This is a genomic window from Micromonospora sp. DT53 (assembly GCF_049841535.1).
Lineage (GTDB): Bacteria > Actinomycetota > Actinomycetes > Mycobacteriales > Micromonosporaceae > Micromonospora.
On record NZ_JBNCKM010000010.1, the window covers coordinates 235,990 to 252,479 of the forward strand.

Here is a 16,490-nt window from a genome sequence, read left to right on the forward strand (position 1 = left end):
TGTCCATGTCCGGATCTCCTGTGCCGTCTCGGCCATCGTTGACGTCGCCCTCGCCAGCAAGGCGTACTGCTCAGCGAACTCGGTGCCCGAGACGGACCGGCGACGGCGCTGTACGCGCTCAGTCCACCTGCCGCCCGTAGGCCGCCCGTGCGGCGGCAACCTCGGCGGCCTGGCGGACGCGCCACCTTCTCTGGGCCTCGCTGTTGCACACCCGACACACCTTGCGGTAGCGGCCACTCACGGGATCGATCTCACGCTCGTGCCCCTGGCGGCAGCGCGGCTGTTGGGTGCGTTTGCGGCAGTTGTCGGCGTGGGTCACCTGCTGCAGATGAGTGGGTTCGATGCAGTCAGGCACGCCACAGAGGTGGTGCACGTCCAAACTCGGGTCGTAGCCACCCACGAAGACAACGTAGGCCGTGATGTGGGCCCAAGCCCTTCCGGCGACCTTCTGGTACACGCCCCGCTGGCTACCGTAGCCGCGGACGATCAGGCAGCCGTCGTCTCGACGAACCGAACGATCGATGAGGTACGCCCGCAGAGTCTCCTCCGTGAAATGCCGGGACAAGCCCTTCACCTGCGACAGCATCTCACCAGGCTAGGTCAGTGCTCGGACACCTTCGACCCGGCTGGCACCCGTGGACGTCAGTCGTTGACTGCGAACCCGTCGAGGGCTCGAAGGACATGCTCACGCGTCTCGGCGCTGCCGAGATGCCCCGCGTTCTCGACAACGATCAACTCCGCGCCGGGCCAGGCGCGGTGCAGTTCCCACGCCGTCTGCAGCGGCCCACCCAGGTCGAGGCGACCATGGACAAGGACACCCGGGATGCCGGCCAGCCGACCGGCATCCCGCAGCAGTACGCCTTCCTCCAGCCACGCCCCGTGCGAGAAGTAGTGCGCGCAGATCCTCACGAACGCCAGCCGCGCCGCGGAAGGGCGGTCGCCGTACGGATTTGCTGCGCCGCCGGTCTCTCCAGACAGCACCGCGTCCTCCCAGGCGCACCAATCCGCAGTGGCCTTCTCCCGCACGGCGGGGTCGGGATGTTCCATGAGGCCGGCGTAGGCAGCGACGACGTCGCCGTCGCGTGGTGTGCCGGGGGCTCCATCGAGGAATCGCTCCCACTGCTCCGGGAAGAACCGGCCGACGCCCCGATAGAGCCAGTCGATCTCGGACCGCCGGGTCATCGTGACGGCCGCGATGACGATCTCGGACACCCGTCGGGGGTGCCGTTGCGCGTAGGCCAGGGTGAGCGTGGAACCCCAGGAACCGCCGTACAGCAACCACCTGTCGATGCCCAGGTGCTCGCGCAGCCGCTCCATGTCGGCGATCAGATGCCAGGTGGTGTTGTGCCGCATGTCGATCGTCGGGTCGCTCGCGTGCGGCGTGCTGCGGCCACAGCCACGCTGGTCGAACAGGACGATTCGGTACCGGTCCGGATTGAAGTGCCGACGCCAGCCGGTCCCACACCCTGACCCCGGTCCGCCGTGGACGACCAGCGCCGGCTTGCCGGCCGGGCTGCCACACACCTCCCAGTACACGAGGTTGCCGTCGCCGACATCGAGCATGCCCGTCTCGTACGGCTCGATCGGCGGGTACAGCTCGGTCAAGGTCCAGACCTCCCGGAAGCAGGAATCGTCACAGTGGCACCTTGGCGCAAGGGCTGAAGATCAAACGTCGCGAGGTGTCGGATCGCCGCGTCGATGCTGGGCACGGCCGCTGGCAGCAGCGGCAGCCGTACTCTCGGGGTCGGGATGTGGCCTTGCGCGTGGAGCACTCCCTTGATCACGGCGGGGTTGGGCTCGGCGAACAAGGCGGCGGACAGCCGCCTGAGCTGGTGTCCTAGTGGCCGCGCCTGATCCGGCTGCCCTGCCTGGAAGGCTGCGGCCAGGGCAAGGAATTGTGCGGTGGCCAGGTGTGCCGAGGCGAGGATGGCGCCGTGCGCGCCGAGTGCCAGCATCGGCGCCAGCAACTCGTCCGTGCCGGCCAGGACGGCGAACCCCCGGGGTGGGTCGGTGAGCAGGTCGACGGCGTCGCCGTCGATGGCGCTTGGCGCGTACTTGATCCCGATCACCGTGCCGATCGCCGCCAGCCGCCGTATGGCACCTGTCGACAAGTCTTGTCCGGTGCGGTGCGGCACGTGGTAGACCACGAGCGGCACCGGGCTGGCCGCCGCGAGGGCGTCGAAGTGCGCCACCACGCCGTCCTCGCCGGGGCGCAGGAACGGTGGTACCAGACACAACGCGGCGACCACCGATCGGTGTACGGCCAACGCGCGCAACTCCTCGGCGGTGTTGGCGCCGACCAGGAGGGGGGCACCTCGCCTGACGCAGACCCCGGTCAGCACCTCCAGCACCTGGTGACGCTCGGCGGCGGTCAACGTGGTGGCTTCGGCGGTGGTACCCAGTGCCACCAGACCGGCAGCGCCGGCGGCCAGCACCTCGTGCGCGAGTCCTTCCAGTACGCCCAGGGCCACCGCCCCAGCCTCGTCGAAGGGAGTGATCAGGGGAACGTGCACGCCGCTCAACGTCATGAACGCAGCCTGGCTGACGGTGTCCGTAAGATCCAGTTCCGATTCCTTCGCTGGTGCGTAAGGTGAGCTGATGCTCGACGGACGCCGGTTGCGGCTGCTCAGTGACCTGGACCGGCTGGGCACGATCGCCGCCGTCGCCGCCGTGCACGCGTACACGCCGTCGGCGGTCTCCCAGCAGTTGGCCACCCTGGAACGCGAAGCGGGCGTCGCGCTGCTGAGGCGCAGCGGCCGCCGGGTGGAGTTCACCGCGGCTGGCCGGGTGCTCGTGCGTCATGCCGCGGCGGTGCTCGTCGCGCTGGAGGAGGCCACCGCCGCTGTCGCCGCCGTACGCTGCGAACCTTCCGGGCCGATCCGCATCGGCGCCCATCCCACCGCCGTACGCACGGTGCTGCCGGCGGCGTTGGTCTCGCTCGGCCGCGACCATCCCGGGCTGGACCTCTCGGTCAGCGAACTCGACCCGGTCACGGTGCCCGACGCCCTGCGCGACCGACGGCTCGACGTGGGCCTGTTGCATGACTACGACGTCGTGCCGGCCGTCACGGACCCGTCGCTGGGATCGGTCCCGCTGCTGCACGAGGCCGTGTACCTCGCCGTCGCGGCGGACGCGCCGGTCACCACTTTGGCCGATGCCCACGACACCGCGTGGATCCTGGCCAGCCCGGGCACGCTGTGCCATGAGGTGGCCGTGCGGGTGTGCCGGGGTGCCGGCTTCGCGCCGCGTACGCGGCACCACATCGATGACTTCGCTGCGGTGCTTGCCCTGGTCAGGGCCGGCCAGGGGGTCGCGCTGGTGCCCGAGCTGGCAGTGGTCGCGCCGGCGACGGGAGTACGGCTGATCGCCGCACCGACCCGACGACGTACCCGGATCGGGTACCGCCGCGGCGCCGGCGAGATGCCTGCGGTGGCAGCCGTCGTCGGCGCGTTGCACGCTTCCGCACGCATGTTCGCCGCAGGCAAGCCTGGCACCGACGATCGATGAGATCACGCGCAGGTCGGTAGTGCCCTGCCGGTCAGCAACGGCTTCTGGTCCAGACACTCCGGTCAGGGCCAGAGCCAGCGATCAAACCAGGCACGGGTACGACGCAGCACATCGAGTTGGTGGTTGCGTTCCCGGATCGAGTGACCCTCTCTCGGGTAGATCACGAACTCGTGTTCGACGTCGAAGTGGCGCAGCGCCCGGTGGAGGTACACGGCCTGGCCGAGGGGAACGTTGGTGTCCTGGGCGCCGTGCAGGATGAGCACGGGAGTCCGGATGTGGCTGGCGAAGGAGATCGGGCTGACCGCGTCATGTCGGTGTGGGCCGACGCCGGACCAGCCGGCGCTGCCACCGAGAGCGGCTTCGAACTGGCCGTTCTCTCCGGTCGCGGCGAGCATGCCCCAGTCGACGACGCCGGCGCCGACCAGCGCGGCGCGGAAGCGGTCGGTCTGGCCGATCGCCCAGGCGGCCATGAAGCCGCCGTGGCTCCAGCCGGCGATGCCCAGCCGGTCGGGGTCGGCGATGCCCTCGGCGATGAGCAGGTCGATGCCGGTCAGGATGTCGGTCCACTCCTGCTGGCCGACCCGCCCGGCGACGCTGGCGGCGAACTGGTGGCCACGGCCCTGGCCGCCGCGCGGGTTGGGCAGCAACACCGCGTAGCCGGCAGTGGCCAGCCACTGCGCGCTGGGGAACCAGAACAACTGGCAACGGTCGGCGTAGCGGTCGTACGGGCCGCCGTGCACGATCGTGACCAGCGGGAACGGGCCGTCCGATGCGGTTCTTCCGGGCGGCAGCACGAGCAAGCCATCCAGGTCGAGGCCGTCGGCGGCGCGGTAGGCCAGCGGTTGTTGCGTGCCGAGGGAGATGCCGTCCAGTTCCGGGCGGGTGTTGGTGATTCTTCGCAGCGGCCCGGTTGGCGGTCCGATGTGCACGTTCGAGGTTTGGTAGCGGGTGCCGGTGAGTACGGCGACTGTGCCGCCGGTAGGGGTGGTGGTGAGGTCGTCGAGGCGTCCGGGGTGCTGCGACAGGGTGGTGAGGTTGGTGGGGTCGAGCCGGGCCAGGGTCGTGTTCAGGCCGGCGGCGAACACCACAAGCGGGGCGGAATCGGTCTGGCAGAGTGCAGTCGGGCACATCGAGAGGCCGGCGGTTCGGTTGCGGAGGACGCGGCTGCTCACACCCAGGTCGAACACGGCGGTGCCGGCCTGGAGAACCGGTGGGGTGAGCGCGAGGTAACCGAGGTGCCAACCGTCCTCCCCCGGCCACCAGGCCAGAGATCGTGCGTCGGCCCCGACTGGTCCGAGGTTCGTCGCCGCCCCGGTGGTGGGGTCGAACAGGTGCAGTTGGCCGGTGCGAGGGCCGTAGTCGTTGTCGGCGCTGGCCCAGGTCAGCACGGCCAGTGGGCCGCCGTCGGGACGTTGCCGCAGTTCCACGACGTGCCGGCCACCGAACACATTCGGGGTGGTGACCCGGCCGGTACGCAGGTCGAGCAGGCGCAACCGGGCGTGCGGTTCGCGCTCGCAGACGACAATGGCGTCGTCGCGGTCCCGGGCGCGGCGCTCGTCCTTCTCGGTGGGTTCGTCCTCGGTGAGCAGCGCGACCAGGTTGGGGTCGGTGAGCGGCAGATGGTCGACGACGCCGGCGCTCCAGCTGGTCAACGTGGTCATCGTGCCGTCGGCGAGGGTGAGCCCGTGCAGCTGCGGGGCGCCGCGGTCGGCGCGGTCGGACAGGAAGAACAGCGTCTCCGAGTCGGCCGACCAGCGTGGCTGGGACTCGGTTGCGGTGTCGGCGGTCGCCCGGCGCGCCGCGACGGCGCCATCGGTGTCGACGAGCCAGAGTTCGGTGTCGAGGTGGTCGCCGGTCCGGCTGGTGGGAGCGAGGACGTAGCAGAGCCGACGTCCGTTCGGGGCGAGCGCCGGGGTCCGCGGCTCACGACCGTCGACCACGAGGTCGGCGGTCAGACCTGTCATGCGATCAGTCTGCCAGCAGCAACAGGGCAACACCCGATCGAGTGCCCCGGGCCGGCCACGCGCGGCCCGTGATCGGCGCAACCTCGCGGATGGTGCTGTCTCGCATCGCGAGGAGGCAGCATGAACAGCGAGGTTGCGCCGATCACGGCGGTGAGCGCCTGGTCAGGGGGTCGGCTTGCCGAACCAGCGGTGGAGGCGATCGTCCAGATCCTGCTGGTCGTCGCCGACCCAGGCCACGTGGCCGTCGGGGCGCAGCAGGACGCATGGTGCGTCCAGTGCCGCGGTGGAGTCCGCGAGGTGATCGACACGGTCGGACCAACCGGCGACGGTCAGGCGTTCGGTGCGGTCCAGCAGCAGGCCGCGGCCGCGGTGCAGCAGACCGTAGAGGTGGCCCTGTTTCACGTCGACGTCGCGCAGGCGGCGGCCGAGCAGGTCGGGGCCCGCGCCGAAGTCGTAGCGGATGCCGATGGCGGTGATCTTCTTGAGCAGATGGAGATTCACCTCGTCGAAGTCCATCAGCTCGGTGAGCATCCTCCGTACGGCCTGGGGGCCCGGTTCGGTGGCCAGCAGCTCGGTCTGGGCGCGGGTGTTGTCCAGCACCTCCTCGGCGACCGGTCGCCGTTCGGCCTGGTAGGTGTCCAGCAGCGCGCCCGGCGCCCAGCCGTCTATCTGCGCGGCCAGTTTCCAGCCGAGGTTGACGGCGTCCTGAACGCCCAGGTTGAGGCCCTGTCCGCCGATCGGTGGATGGATGTGTGCCGCGTCGCCGGCCAGCAGCACCCGCCCGACCCGGTAGCGGTCGGCGAGCCGGGTGGCGTCCCCGAAGCGGGACAGCCAGCGCGGGGAGTGCACGCCGAAATCGGTCCCGGCGATGGCGTGCAACTGTTGTTTGAAATCCTCGAGGGTGGGCGGTTCGGCGCGGTCACTGACCCCCGCGGCGGGCACCAGGACGCTGTAGACCCCCACGCCCGCCGGCCGGAGCCAGAACCGCTGGTGGGTCTCGCGGATCTCGGCCACCGCGGCGGCGATCTCCTCCGGTGGTGCGCCCACTTCCATCTCGCCCATCAGGCTCTCGGTCCGCGCGGGCTCGCCGGGAAAGCCGACGCCGAGCAGCTTACGCACGGTGCTGCGTGCGCCGTCACAGCCGACGAGATAGCGGGAGCGCAGCCGTTCCCCGTCGGCCAACTCGACGATCACGCCCTCGTCGTCCTGCTCGAAACCGGCGACCGCGCACCCGCGCCGCACCCGCGCACCGAGTTCGACGGCGTGTTCTTCCAGCAGACGTTCGATGACCGGCTGCCGGATACCCAGCAGATAGGCGTACCGCGAATCCAGGCCCGGGGGCGCGGGCTTGGGGATGGCGGCGAAATAGGCGCTGGCCGGACGCTTCCGCCCGTGCGGGAGGATGCGTTCCAACAGTCCGCGCATCGCCATCAGTTCGAGACTGCGGATGTGCAGCCCGACGATGCGGACGGCCGACGCCGGCTCGGTTTCCTTCTCCAGGACGAGTACGCGTACGTCGTGTAGTCGTAGTTCGGCGGCGAGCATCGCCCCGGTCGGCCCGCAGCCGGCGATGATCACGTCGTACGTGTGGGGCGCGTGGTCGGTGCTGGCGGCCGACGATGATGGGAGGCCGCGAACGTCGCCCACGGTGGAGGCCGGCTCGGTCGACGGCGGCTCGGCGGTGAATTGCGGAGGGTGCATGGGTGTTGCCTCTCGGGAGTGCCGTGGTGGCAAGGCGCTCCCGGCGACACCTACGTCGATCGCCCGACCGTGACGGCAAGGGGGAGCACCCACATCGCTGCAACGTTCATGGGTCTCACCTCCTCGTGCGGTGTCGCGGTCACCTGCAAGCTACCTCCCCGGCGTGATCCCGTCGAGTTCTTTCCTCGGCACGTGATCACGGCGTCGGGTGGGTCAGTGATCGGTGCAGCCACTCGGCCATCAGCGCGCGTTCGGCGTCGGTGAGCCCGGGGAGGTCGGGCAGCACCGTCGCGAAGGTCACCGCGACCGCGTTCGTGGTCGTGTCGGCTGTCGCCGGAGCTGTCGCCAGGATGCTTGAGAGAACGGCATCGAGCATGGCTTCGCCCAGGCCAAGGTCGCGCTGGTCGGCGGGCGTTCCCAGCAGGGTGAGGATGGTTCCGTTGCCCGCTGAGTGGATCATCAGCAGTGCGCGCTGCTCGTCGACCCGGAGGAGGCCGGCCGCGGCGAGTCGCCGGACGCGGCGACGGAGTACGTCCAGGCCCGCGACCGTCGCCGGCGAGGGTGCGCCACTCCCCCGCGTGGCGATCAGCGCGTACAGCTCGGGGTTTGTCAGGCCGAACTCCACGTGCGTGCGCCATCCGGAGCGCAGGTCCGCGACCGGGTCGCCCGTCTCGAGGTCCGCTGTGGCCGATTTGCCGCTGACGTAGGTGGCCATGACGTGTTCGGCGACGGCGTCGATGAGGCCGTCCTTGTCGCCGAACAGGCGATAGATGGTCGGCGCCTGCACGCCTGCGGCCTGGGCGACGGCGCGGGTGGTCACCGCGTTCGCGCCCTTCTCGCGCAGCAGTTGGGTCGCTGCCGCGACGATGCCCGCCCGGACGTCGTCGCGGGTGTCCTGCGTCGTCACCATGAACCAATGCTAACAGCGGCTTGTTAACCGCGAAATATCAGTGCTAACGTCGGTCGGGTAACGCCGATAACAAGGAGGGCTCATCATGATCGTCGTCACCGGTGCCACTGGTCAGCTCGGGTCCCAGATCGTCGACCGGCTGCTCGACCGGCTGCCACCCGACGCCCTGGGCGTGAGCGTGCGCGACATCGACAAGGCCGCGGGCCTCGCCGAACGCGGTGTGCGGGTGCGCGCCGGAGACTTCACCGACCCGGCCACGCTGGAGCACGCCTTCGAGGGCGCCGACAAGGTTCTCATCGTCTCCGCCGCCATCCGCGGCCCCGGCGCGCTCGTCGCCAACCGGGCCGCCATCGACGCCGCCCGCGCCGCGGGAGCCAAACGAATCCTGTACACCAGCCACCAGGCCGCCTCCCGGGACTCGCTCTTCGCCGCCCAGCCCACGCACGCCGCCACCGAGGAGCACCTGGCCGGGCTGGGGGTTGACTTCACCGCCCTGCGCAACGGGTTCTACGCGAGCACGCTCAGCTTCTCCATCGGGGCTGCGCTGGAGACCTGTCAACTCGTGGCGCCGGCGGACGGCCCGGTGTCCTGGACCGCGCACGCCGACCTGGCCGAAGCCGCGGCCATCGCCCTGGCCGAGGAGGGCCTGCTCGATGGGGTCACGGCACCGCTGACCGCCGCGGAGATGCTCGACCTCGAAGCGGTGGCCGCCATCCTCAGCGACATCACGGGCCGCACCGTCGAACGTGTCGTCGCCGATGACGACCAGTGGCGTGCGTCCGCCATCCAGCGGGGCATGCCCTCGGCGGCGGCCGACTTCACCCTCGGCATGTACCGGGCTGCGCGAGAAGGCGAGTTCGCCGTCACCGATCCGACGCTGGAGACAGTCATCGGTCACCGCCCGACATCCGTCCGCTCGGTGCTCGAGGCCATGCTGCGCTAGAGCGGCAGTCGCGCAGGGCACGTCGTGACCGCCAGCCCACGTCTCCGGGATTTGACCCTCGATCGGGTCGAGGTCCGACCATCGGCGACATGACCGACCAACCGATCGCCGACCCGACCATGACCCGCATCATCGAGGCCGTGCAGCTCGGCCAGGGCGGCGCGGCTGCCCAGGCCCGTGCGCTGCTCACCGCGTTGTGGGACGAGCTCGGCCCCACCGGGGACGCCCTGCACCGCTGTACCCTGGCGCACTACCTCGCCGACCTGCAGGACACCGCCGAGGCGGAGCTGAGCTGGGACGAGCGTGCCCTGGCCGCCGCGTCCGAGCTGACCGACGAACGCGCCAAGCGATACCTGCCCGGTCTCCAGGTGCAGGCGTTCCTGCCGTCGCTGTATCTGAACCTGGCCGACTGCCACCGGCGCCTGGGCAACGTCGGTCCGGCCCGGGAGCACCTCGCCCGGGCCCGCGAACACCTGGTGCGGCTGCCGGACGACCCGTACGGCGAGAGCATCCGGGCCGCTGTCCGTGACTTCGTCGAGGACGATCCGACCGACCGCCGGCGGTAGCGGTCGGTCGGGCGGGTCATCGATCCTGGCGAGCGACGGCTGTCCGGTATTCCTGCGGCGAACGTCCGTAGTGGGCACGGAAGAGTCGGCTGAAGTGGGCCTTGTCCGGGAAACCCCAACGGGCGGCTATCGCGCGGATCGGCTGCCGCAGCAGCGGGTTGGCGAGATCACGCCGGCACTGCTCCAGGCGCCTGACGCGGATGAGTTCGGCAACCGTCGTCGCCTCCGCTTCGAACAGGCGGTGCAGCGACCGCAGCGAGATGTGGTGGGCGGCGGCGACGCTGCGAGGGCCGAGCTCGTCAGTGTCGAGGTGGCGGTCGATGAAGTCGACGACGCGGGCCCGCAGCGCGGTTTGCCGCGCCTCCGGTGACAGGGTGTCCTCGATGTCGAGGTACTGAGCGAGCGCGGCGGTGAGCAGGTCCACCGCCACACCGCCCAGGATCTCGGCCTGGGCCGGCTCGAACTGCTCCGGGTGCGCCGCGATGCTGCGCAGGTGGTGGGCCAACAGCCCGCCGACGCCGAGGTGCGACGGCATCGGCGTGGCCAGCAGGCCGCGGAGCCGGTCCGGCGCCAGGGGCAGCGCCGCGTGCGGTATCTGCACGGTGATCGTGGTGGCGAGACCCGGGCCGTCCGCGCGGTGCCGGGCGACGTGCGGCCGTGCGGTGTCCAGGAGCGTGAAGTGTTTGCCGGCTTCCAACGTGGACTCGGTGCGGTCCTGGATCAAGCTGCTGCGACCCGTCAGGGGTAGCGCGAGTTGGTACACGTCCCCCTCGGCCCGACGGACCAGTTGCGTGGGCCGGATCGAGTCCAGCGACGGGTAGCGCAGCGACGTCATCCGAATGCGCCCCAGATCGATGGCTTGGGCGTACGCGACGAAGTTGTCCAGATGGCCGCTGCTGATGTGCGCTGGGGCCGTCTCCTGCGCGACCAGGGCGTACCAGAACGCGAACCTGTCCGCCGGAGGCATCGCCGTCGTGTCCACCACCAGGTTGGGCAACACCCTGCTCGCCTCCCCCTATGCGAGGATGGATTCTTGCATGCCTCGATCCTCTTTACCCATGACGAGATTCCCATGCCCGGTGTTGACCGGCGGGTTGGCGAATGTCGGTGTTGACCGGCGCCGACCTGCGGGAGGCAACCGACGAGATGACCCGGGTGCTGCTGCCACACCGAGAACGCGACTGGTCGGTGCCAGCCGGCTCGCTGACATGGAGCTGCTGGACCACCGCGGCGCACGTCGCGCACGACCTCCTCGCGTACGCGGGCCAGGTCACCGGCCGCCCCGACGACGGCTACCTGCCGTACGACCTGCGGGTCTCCCCCGATGCGAGCCCGGCACAGGTGCTCACCGTGGTACGGGCCTGCGCCGGCCTGCTCGCCGCCTCCGTAGACACCGCCCCGCCGGACACCCGGGCCTGGCACTGGGGCCCCTGCGATCCGCCCGGCTTCGCCGCGATGGGGGTGGCCGAGACCCTGCTGCACACCCACGACATCACCCTCGGCCTCGGTGTGCCGTGGCAGCCGCCGCAGCGGCTGAGCGCGCTGGTGCTGCGGCGGCTCTTCCCGGACGCCCCGGCCGGGTCGGCACCCGAGGTGCTGCTGTGGATGACCGGCCGCGCTGAGCTGCCCGGCCGGGCCCGGCGCACCTCCTGGAGCTGGCGGGCCGCAGTCGACTGACTCGCGCCAGCGTCGAGGGGTGGGGTGGTCGCCTGGCAGGCGACCACCCGGTTGGAGCGTCGCGGTCAGGTCCAGCTGATGCCACGGTTGCGAACGCTGGGCAGGTCCTTCTCCTCCCCCTCGATGGCGGTCCCCGTGCCCGCCAGCTGACCTCTACGCACCGAACAGGTGGCGGTACTCGCGCACCGCGAACACCTCGGCGTACGTCGCGGCGCGCTCGGTCACCTCGCCCCGTCCCCTCCCGCGCCGGCGGTCGTCTGGGCGCTCGGCCCAGACCGTATCCGCGTTGGCGCCGTCGAGGCCGGGAGCAGGCGTTCGGACCTGTTCGGATCCGTTCGCGACAGGTTCGGACGGCCGCGGGGAGGTGTCGAGGGCTAGCCGGCTGCGAGCGTGTGGCGGTGGCCGTCGAGCGGGAAGGGCGGCCGGGCCGGCAACACCTCCTGGAACACGAAGCCGGACTTCTGCGCCACCCGGCAGGACGCCACGTTGTCCACCTGGTGCAGCAGGTCGAGCCGCGTCACCTCGGGGAACCGGTCGAACGCCCAGCGGCTCAGCGCGGTGACCGCGCGCGGGGCGACGCCGCGACCGCGTGCCCACGACGCCGTCCAGTAGCCCACCTCCGGCGCCGGACGTTCCGGCGTCACTCCCTTGAGCACCACGTTGCCCGCCAGCCGAGCGCCGTCGGCCTGCTCTTCGAGGACGGCGAAGGAGTACCGCCGGCCGTCGGCCCAGTCCCGCAGTGCGCCGTCCAGCCACCGCCGGGCCTCGGCGGAGTTGGTCACCGGAACTCTGGTCCAGCGGCGTAGGACCGGATCCCGGTACGCGTGCACCAGGTCATCCAGATCGTCGACGCACCAGGGACGCAGGGCGACAACCGGCATCGAGGGCGTGTCGGGTGACCGCGATTCGATCAGCATCGGCACAGTCTGCCGTGGCTGTGGCCCGGGGGTCAGCCCCGACGGCGCCATCGCCGCCACCAGCTACGGTGGGGCCGGCGCGCCGGCGGCGGAACGAACGCCGCTTCGGTGACGGTCGTCGTCAGCGTGGGGCGGGCACGTTCGACGCGCCAACGGCGAACGACGTCCTCGGTGTTCACCGGGCGCACCGCGACCCGGGGGCCGTCGTCGGGGAAGCGCAGCCACGCCACGATCTGCGCGTTCAGCTGCCCGACGAAGTCGCGGACGGACTGCTCGGTGGGCAGGTCACGGACCTCGTCGGGGACCTGCTCGATGCGTCGGCGCAGTTGCAGCGACGTGGGCAGGAGCAGATCACCGGGGAGCGCCTCGCGCTCCAGGAAGCTCTTGATCCACCACGCCTCGTCGTACGGCGCCCCCCGACCGGGGATCGGCTTGCCCATGCCGGGCAGGTCGTCGAACTCGCCGCGCTGAACGGCATCCTGGATCTTCGCCTCCACTGACGCTTCCCACGCCTCGGTCACCGTGCGGCACCTCCCTGGCCACCGTAACGCGCCGCCTCCGGCCGGCGACACGCACTTGCCAGGGGTCAGCGCGCCCCCGACGGTGAGCATTCCCGCCGGGTCCCGAACGTGAGTGGATCATCCCGGATCGCAGGCCACGGCCGGTCAGGTGGCCCTCGGGCCAGGACGTTCGTCCCGATTACGGTCGGTGTGGGGTCTACCGAACGGGGGAAGCGTCATGGTGAGTGCGGGTGCGCTGCTGGGTATCGCGCTGGTGGCGTTGGGGCTGGTGCTCACGCCCGGCCCGAACATGGTCTACCTGGTGTCCCGCTCGGTGGCGCAGGGCCGCCGGGCCGGGCTGGTCTCGCTGCTCGGGGTGGCCGCCGGCTTCGGCGTCTACCTGACGGCGGCGGTCGCCGGCCTGGCCACCGTCTTCGTCCTGGTGCCCACGCTGTACGCGGTGGTGAAGCTGGCCGGCGCCGGCTACCTGCTCTGGCTGGCCTGGCGGACGCTGCGTCCGGGCGGGCACTCGCCGTTCACGCCCGCGCCGCTGCCACCGGACCCGCCCCGGCGGCTGTTCACCATGGGCCTGGTCACCAACCTGCTGAACCCGAAGATCGCGATCCTCTACGTGTCGTTGCTACCGCAGTTCATCGACCCGACGCGGGGGCACCTGGCGACGCAGAGCCTGCTGCTCGGTCTGACCCAGATCGCCGTCGCGCTGAGCGTGAACGCGCTGATCGTGCTCAGCGCCGGCGCCCTCGCGGGGTTCTTCGCCCGCCGGCCGCTGTGGCTACGGGTACAGCGGTGGGTCACCGGCACCGCGCTCGCGGCGCTGGCCGTGCGCATCGCCGCCGACCGCTCCCGCGCGGCCGTCGCCACCCCCTGATCCCGCGCGGCCGTCGCCACCCCCTGACCCGGCGGTCACCGCCCCCGGTGCCGGCCGAGCATCCCGGCGGCCAGCGGCGCGGCGTCCAGGTCACCGGCGGCGAGCCGGGCGGCGAGGGTACGGCGTACCAGCCGGTCGGCCAGCGCGGGCGCGTGTCGGCCGACGGCCATCTCCAGCCGGCCGCGTGCGGTGGTCGCCACGTCGCGGGGCGCCCGCCGGGCGGTGGCGGTCCGCAGGATCGCCGCGACCACCCCTTCGACGGGCTCGGGACGCGACACCCCCCGCAGGGACAGCCCGGCCTCGGCGGTGCTGTCGTGGATCGGGGAGGCGACCATGCTCGGGTAGACGACGCTCACCCCGACGTGGGTGCCCACCTCGTGGCGCAGCGCGTCGGCGTAGGCGACCAGGGCCCGTTTGCTCACCCCGTACGCGGCGGCGAGCGGGAGGGGCAGCACCGCCATCCGGCTGGCCACGAAGATCACCCGTCCGCGTGCGGTGAGCAGCGGGGGCAGCGCGGCGGCGGTGGTGCGCCAGGCGGCGAGCAGGTTGACCTCCAGTTGCCGGCGGACCACCTCGTCGGGCGGCAACTCGGCCGGCGCGGGGCCTCCGACCCCGGCGTTGTTGATCAGCAGGTCGAGCCCGCCGAGCCGGTCGACGGCAGCCGACACCGCCGCCGGTACGGCGTCCGGGTCGGTCAGGTCGCAGCCGAGCACCGGCACGTCGTCGTCGGGGTTGGCGTGCAGGTCGAGCCCCACCACCCGGGCGCCGCCCGCGCTCAGCGCGGCGCCGAGGTGGCGGCCGAACGTCCCGCTCGCCCCGGTGACCAGCACCCGTCGACCGGCCAGGGATCGACCGCTCACCGGGGCGCCCCCACCGACGGGGCCGCACCGGAGCGGGCGCGGCGGGTCCCGGCGGTCAACTCCCGGGCCAACTCGGCCAGGTAGACGTCGAAGTCCACGCGCATCGCCGGGCGGCGCTGACCCCAGCGGGCCGTCGCGGCCCGCAGTTCGGCCCGGCAGACGGCGCGCTGTCGCTCCGGGTCCGGCAGCGCGTACCGGCCGGCCAGGTGCGCCGCGATCAGCCTGGCTTGCGCCTCGACCAGGGGGAACGCGGAGCCGGTGGACTGCATCAACCCGACGAAGCTCAGACCGGGGGCGTCGGGGTGGAACACGTGCCGGTACAACGGCAGGGTGTCGGCGCCCCCGGCCAGCAGCGCCGGGTCGAGGAACGGGACGTCCACCCGGTAACCGGTGCACCAGATGATCAGGTCGACGCTGTCGCTGCGGCCGTCGGTGAACTCCACCCGGTCGCCGTCGAGGGCGGCGACGCCGGGTCGGGCCTCGACGTCGCCGTGGGTCAGCCGCGACAGCAACCCATCGGAGAGCGTCGGATGGTCCTGGAGGAAGCCGTGCCTCGGCGCGGGTAGCCCGTAACGGGCGGGGTTGCCGACGGTGGCGCTGAGCATCGTCTGGCTGACGCGTTGGCGCAGGCGCCACGGCAGTCGGCGGGCCAACGCCCCGTTGAGGGTGTCCGAGGGGCGGCCCAGCAGGTACTTCGGCACCACCCAGACGCCCCGGCGTAGCGACAGCAGGGTGCGGGTGGCGGCGTACGACGCGTCCACGGCGATGTCCATCGCGGAGTTGCCGCCGCCGACGACCAGGACCCGTCTGCCGGCCAACTGCTCCGGGCCTCGGTAGTCGTGACTGTGGATCTGCTCGGCGGTGCAGGTGTCGGCCCCGGGGTACCCGGGGTCGGGCAGCCGGGGCACCCGGTTGTGCCCGTTGGCGACGACCACGCCGTCGACGGTGACCTCGATCGGGCCGGTGGGGCCGCTGGCGGCCACCGTCCACGTGCCTGTGGGATTCCGGGTGACCCGCTCGACGGTGTGGCGCAGCCGGATGGTGTCGTCCAGCCCGAAGCGCGTGGCGTAGTCGGCGAGGTAACCGGCGACGCGACGGTGGTCGGGGTAGTCGGGCCAGTCGGTGGGCATCGGGTGGTCGGCGAACTGCGTGCGGCCACGGCTGGTGTTCAGGTGCAGCGTGCGGTACGCGGGCGAGTCGGGGGCGCCGTACACCCAGAGGCCGCCGACCTGATCGGCGGCCTCGAAGCCCACCGTCGGCACGTCGGCGTCGCGTAGTGCCTTGACCGCGGCGAGCCCGGCGGCGCCGGCGCCGATCACCGCCACCCGAGGTGGTACGCCCATTGCCGCCCCCATTAATCCAACGTCGGATGGATAATCGTCGCGCGGCGGTGGCCCGTCAAGGGGTGGACGATCCGTACAGTCCGTCGAGCAGGCGATGCACGAACGCCCGGAACTCGCGCCGCTCCCGAGCGCCGGGCGCGCCCGCGGCCAGCGCCACCACGTGCCCGTGCGTCGCCCACACCAGACTCCGTACGGTGATGTGCGGGGTCGGCTCGGCCAGCGCGCCGGCCGCCGCCGCGGCGGTGAGCAGCTCCGCGACCAGCCGGTACAACGGGTCGGCGTAGCGCTGGTCGAGCTCGGCGTGCCGCTGCGGTTCCAGCCAGCGGCGCAACCACAGCGCCGTGGTCTCCGGGCGGTCCTCCAGGAAGTCCACGAAGGCGTCGACCAGCTCGTGCAGGGCCCGCCGCGCCGCGTCCGGACCCGCGTCGAGCGCGGCGCGGGCCTGTTCGGCGGCCTCGGTCAGCACATCCCGCTCGGCGGCGAACACCCGGGCGAAGCACGCGTCGTAGAGGGCCGCCTTCGTACCCGTGTGGTGCGCGACAGTGGCGACGTCGACCCCGGCGGCGGCGGCGACCTCCCGCAGCCCGACGGCGTCGAACCCCCGCTCGGCGAAGAGCGCGGTCGCCGCGGTGAGCACCACCTCGCGGGTCGGCCGGGTCTCGTCGCGGCGGGGCCGACCCGGGCGGCGGCGGGGCATGGTCATGGTCGCCATT

The 16,490-nt window shown here is 71.8% G+C and carries 17 protein-coding genes; 5 read left to right on the top strand and 12 right to left on the bottom strand.

The features are described 5' to 3' along the window. Positions 1-118: 118 nt before the first annotated feature. From ACLQ3B_RS28145 to ACLQ3B_RS28155, 3 genes are read right to left on the bottom strand one after another with little or no spacing between them, the layout of a single operon-like run. The gene (locus ACLQ3B_RS28145) at positions 119-586 is read right to left on the bottom strand and encodes an HNH endonuclease (protein WP_425783703.1); all 468 of its coding nucleotides are present in this window, start codon (positions 584-586) and stop codon (positions 119-121) included. A 56-nt stretch (positions 587-642) separates the two neighbouring features. Beyond that, a complete protein-coding gene (pip, locus tag ACLQ3B_RS28150) occupies positions 643-1,605 on the bottom strand; it encodes a prolyl aminopeptidase (protein WP_425783704.1) in 963 nt (320 codons plus the stop codon). Continuing rightward, the gene (locus ACLQ3B_RS28155; RefSeq protein WP_425783705.1) at positions 1,602-2,528 is read right to left on the bottom strand and encodes a dihydrodipicolinate synthase family protein; all 927 of its coding nucleotides are present in this window, start codon (positions 2,526-2,528) and stop codon (positions 1,602-1,604) included. The genes pip and ACLQ3B_RS28155 overlap by 4 nt, the downstream gene beginning before the upstream one ends. 70 nt (positions 2,529-2,598) lie before the next feature. Between ACLQ3B_RS28155 and ACLQ3B_RS28160 the strand changes: the two genes are divergently transcribed. Then, positions 2,599-3,507, top strand: coding sequence for a LysR family transcriptional regulator (locus ACLQ3B_RS28160; RefSeq protein ID WP_425783706.1), 909 nt, complete (start codon positions 2,599-2,601; stop codon positions 3,505-3,507). 62 nt (positions 3,508-3,569) lie between these two features. Here ACLQ3B_RS28160 and ACLQ3B_RS28165 read toward each other — a convergent pair whose 3' ends face one another. The 3 genes from ACLQ3B_RS28165 to ACLQ3B_RS28175 all read right to left on the bottom strand — a co-directional run bounded on the left by ACLQ3B_RS28165 (position 3,570) and on the right by ACLQ3B_RS28175 (position 8,082). Next, positions 3,570-5,471 carry a prolyl oligopeptidase family serine peptidase gene (locus ACLQ3B_RS28165; protein WP_425783707.1) on the bottom strand — a complete coding sequence of 634 codons (1,902 nt, stop codon included), beginning with the start codon at positions 5,469-5,471 and terminating at the stop codon, positions 3,570-3,572. Positions 5,472-5,633: 162 nt separating this feature from the next. Then, positions 5,634-7,016 (bottom strand): FAD-dependent monooxygenase, encoded by a 1,383-nt coding sequence (locus ACLQ3B_RS28170; RefSeq protein WP_425783780.1) that lies wholly within the window; start codon positions 7,014-7,016, stop codon positions 5,634-5,636. Positions 7,017-7,368: 352 nt separating this feature from the next. Next, positions 7,369-8,082 carry a TetR/AcrR family transcriptional regulator gene (locus ACLQ3B_RS28175; protein WP_425783708.1) on the bottom strand — a complete coding sequence of 238 codons (714 nt, stop codon included), beginning with the start codon at positions 8,080-8,082 and terminating at the stop codon, positions 7,369-7,371. 85 nt (positions 8,083-8,167) lie between these two features. Here ACLQ3B_RS28175 and ACLQ3B_RS28180 point away from each other — a divergent pair, with 85 nt between their 5' ends. Further along, complete coding sequence (locus ACLQ3B_RS28180) at positions 8,168-9,025, top strand: NAD(P)H-binding protein (protein WP_425783709.1); 858 nt, start codon at positions 8,168-8,170, stop codon at positions 9,023-9,025. Positions 9,026-9,114: 89 nt separating this feature from the next. Continuing rightward, complete coding sequence (locus tag ACLQ3B_RS28185; RefSeq protein ID WP_425783710.1) at positions 9,115-9,591, top strand: hypothetical protein; 477 nt, start codon at positions 9,115-9,117, stop codon at positions 9,589-9,591. Positions 9,592-9,607: 16 nt separating this feature from the next. Here the strand turns inward: ACLQ3B_RS28185 and ACLQ3B_RS28190 are convergent, their stop codons facing one another. Next, complete coding sequence (locus ACLQ3B_RS28190; RefSeq protein ID WP_425783711.1) at positions 9,608-10,591, bottom strand: helix-turn-helix domain-containing protein; 984 nt, start codon at positions 10,589-10,591, stop codon at positions 9,608-9,610. A gap of 101 nt (positions 10,592-10,692) precedes the next feature. Here ACLQ3B_RS28190 and ACLQ3B_RS28195 point away from each other — a divergent pair, with 101 nt between their 5' ends. Then, positions 10,693-11,268: a maleylpyruvate isomerase N-terminal domain-containing protein gene (locus ACLQ3B_RS28195; RefSeq protein WP_425783712.1), complete on the top strand. Its 576-nt coding sequence runs from the start codon at positions 10,693-10,695 to the stop codon at positions 11,266-11,268. Positions 11,269-11,642: 374 nt separating this feature from the next. Here the strand turns inward: ACLQ3B_RS28195 and ACLQ3B_RS28200 are convergent, their stop codons facing one another. Together ACLQ3B_RS28200 and ACLQ3B_RS28205 are read right to left on the bottom strand one after the other, a co-directional pair. Further along, on the bottom strand, positions 11,643-12,185 hold the full coding sequence (locus ACLQ3B_RS28200; protein WP_425783713.1) for a GNAT family N-acetyltransferase: 543 nt from the start codon (positions 12,183-12,185) through the stop codon (positions 11,643-11,645). 32 nt (positions 12,186-12,217) lie between these two features. Continuing rightward, positions 12,218-12,706: a DUF1992 domain-containing protein gene (locus ACLQ3B_RS28205; RefSeq protein ID WP_425783714.1), complete on the bottom strand. Its 489-nt coding sequence runs from the start codon at positions 12,704-12,706 to the stop codon at positions 12,218-12,220. A gap of 217 nt (positions 12,707-12,923) precedes the next feature. On the opposite strand from ACLQ3B_RS28205, the gene ACLQ3B_RS28210 reads away from it, so the two are divergent. Beyond that, positions 12,924-13,574: a LysE family translocator gene (locus tag ACLQ3B_RS28210; RefSeq protein WP_425783715.1), complete on the top strand. Its 651-nt coding sequence runs from the start codon at positions 12,924-12,926 to the stop codon at positions 13,572-13,574. 35 nt (positions 13,575-13,609) lie between these two features. Here ACLQ3B_RS28210 and ACLQ3B_RS28215 read toward each other — a convergent pair whose 3' ends face one another. Genes ACLQ3B_RS28215 through ACLQ3B_RS28225 form a run of 3 tightly spaced genes read right to left on the bottom strand, consistent with a single transcriptional unit; the run spans position 13,610 to position 16,480 of the window. Beyond that, complete coding sequence (locus ACLQ3B_RS28215) at positions 13,610-14,434, bottom strand: SDR family NAD(P)-dependent oxidoreductase (RefSeq protein ID WP_425783716.1); 825 nt, start codon at positions 14,432-14,434, stop codon at positions 13,610-13,612. Next, positions 14,431-15,777 (bottom strand): flavin-containing monooxygenase, encoded by a 1,347-nt coding sequence (locus tag ACLQ3B_RS28220; RefSeq protein WP_425783717.1) that lies wholly within the window; start codon positions 15,775-15,777, stop codon positions 14,431-14,433. The genes ACLQ3B_RS28215 and ACLQ3B_RS28220 overlap by 4 nt, the downstream gene beginning before the upstream one ends. Before the next feature lie 55 nt (positions 15,778-15,832). Continuing rightward, entirely contained in the window at positions 15,833-16,480 is a 648-nt protein-coding gene (locus tag ACLQ3B_RS28225; protein ID WP_425783718.1) for a TetR/AcrR family transcriptional regulator, read from the bottom strand. Between the last annotated feature and the right edge of the window lie 10 nt (positions 16,481-16,490).

What these genes read in the sequence shown, in the direction of transcription:
- ACLQ3B_RS28160 (WP_425783706.1), top strand. Translation starts at nt 2,599, where the DNA reads ATGCTCGACGGACGCCGGTTGCGGCTGCTCAGTGACCTGGACCGGCTG.
- ACLQ3B_RS28180 (WP_425783709.1), top strand. Translation starts at nt 8,168, where the DNA reads ATGATCGTCGTCACCGGTGCCACTGGTCAGCTCGGGTCCCAGATCGTC.
- ACLQ3B_RS28165 (WP_425783707.1), bottom strand. Translation starts at nt 5,471, where the DNA reads ATGACAGGTCTGACCGCCGACCTCGTGGTCGACGGTCGTGAGCCGCGG.
- ACLQ3B_RS28195 (WP_425783712.1), top strand. Translation starts at nt 10,693, where the DNA reads ATGTCGGTGTTGACCGGCGCCGACCTGCGGGAGGCAACCGACGAGATG.
- ACLQ3B_RS28185 (WP_425783710.1), top strand. Translation starts at nt 9,115, where the DNA reads ATGACCGACCAACCGATCGCCGACCCGACCATGACCCGCATCATCGAG.
- ACLQ3B_RS28210 (WP_425783715.1), top strand. Translation starts at nt 12,924, where the DNA reads ATGGTGAGTGCGGGTGCGCTGCTGGGTATCGCGCTGGTGGCGTTGGGG.
- ACLQ3B_RS28145 (WP_425783703.1), bottom strand. Translation starts at nt 586, where the DNA reads ATGCTGTCGCAGGTGAAGGGCTTGTCCCGGCATTTCACGGAGGAGACT.
- ACLQ3B_RS28200 (WP_425783713.1), bottom strand. Translation starts at nt 12,185, where the DNA reads ATGCTGATCGAATCGCGGTCACCCGACACGCCCTCGATGCCGGTTGTC.
- ACLQ3B_RS28170 (WP_425783780.1), bottom strand. Translation starts at nt 7,016, where the DNA reads ATGCTCGCCGCCGAACTACGACTACACGACGTACGCGTACTCGTCCTG.
- ACLQ3B_RS28220 (WP_425783717.1), bottom strand. Translation starts at nt 15,777, where the DNA reads ATGGGCGTACCACCTCGGGTGGCGGTGATCGGCGCCGGCGCCGCCGGG.
- ACLQ3B_RS28155 (WP_425783705.1), bottom strand. Translation starts at nt 2,528, where the DNA reads ATGACGTTGAGCGGCGTGCACGTTCCCCTGATCACTCCCTTCGACGAG.
- ACLQ3B_RS28225 (WP_425783718.1), bottom strand. Translation starts at nt 16,480, where the DNA reads ATGACCATGCCCCGCCGCCGCCCGGGTCGGCCCCGCCGCGACGAGACC.
- ACLQ3B_RS28175 (WP_425783708.1), bottom strand. Translation starts at nt 8,082, where the DNA reads ATGGTGACGACGCAGGACACCCGCGACGACGTCCGGGCGGGCATCGTC.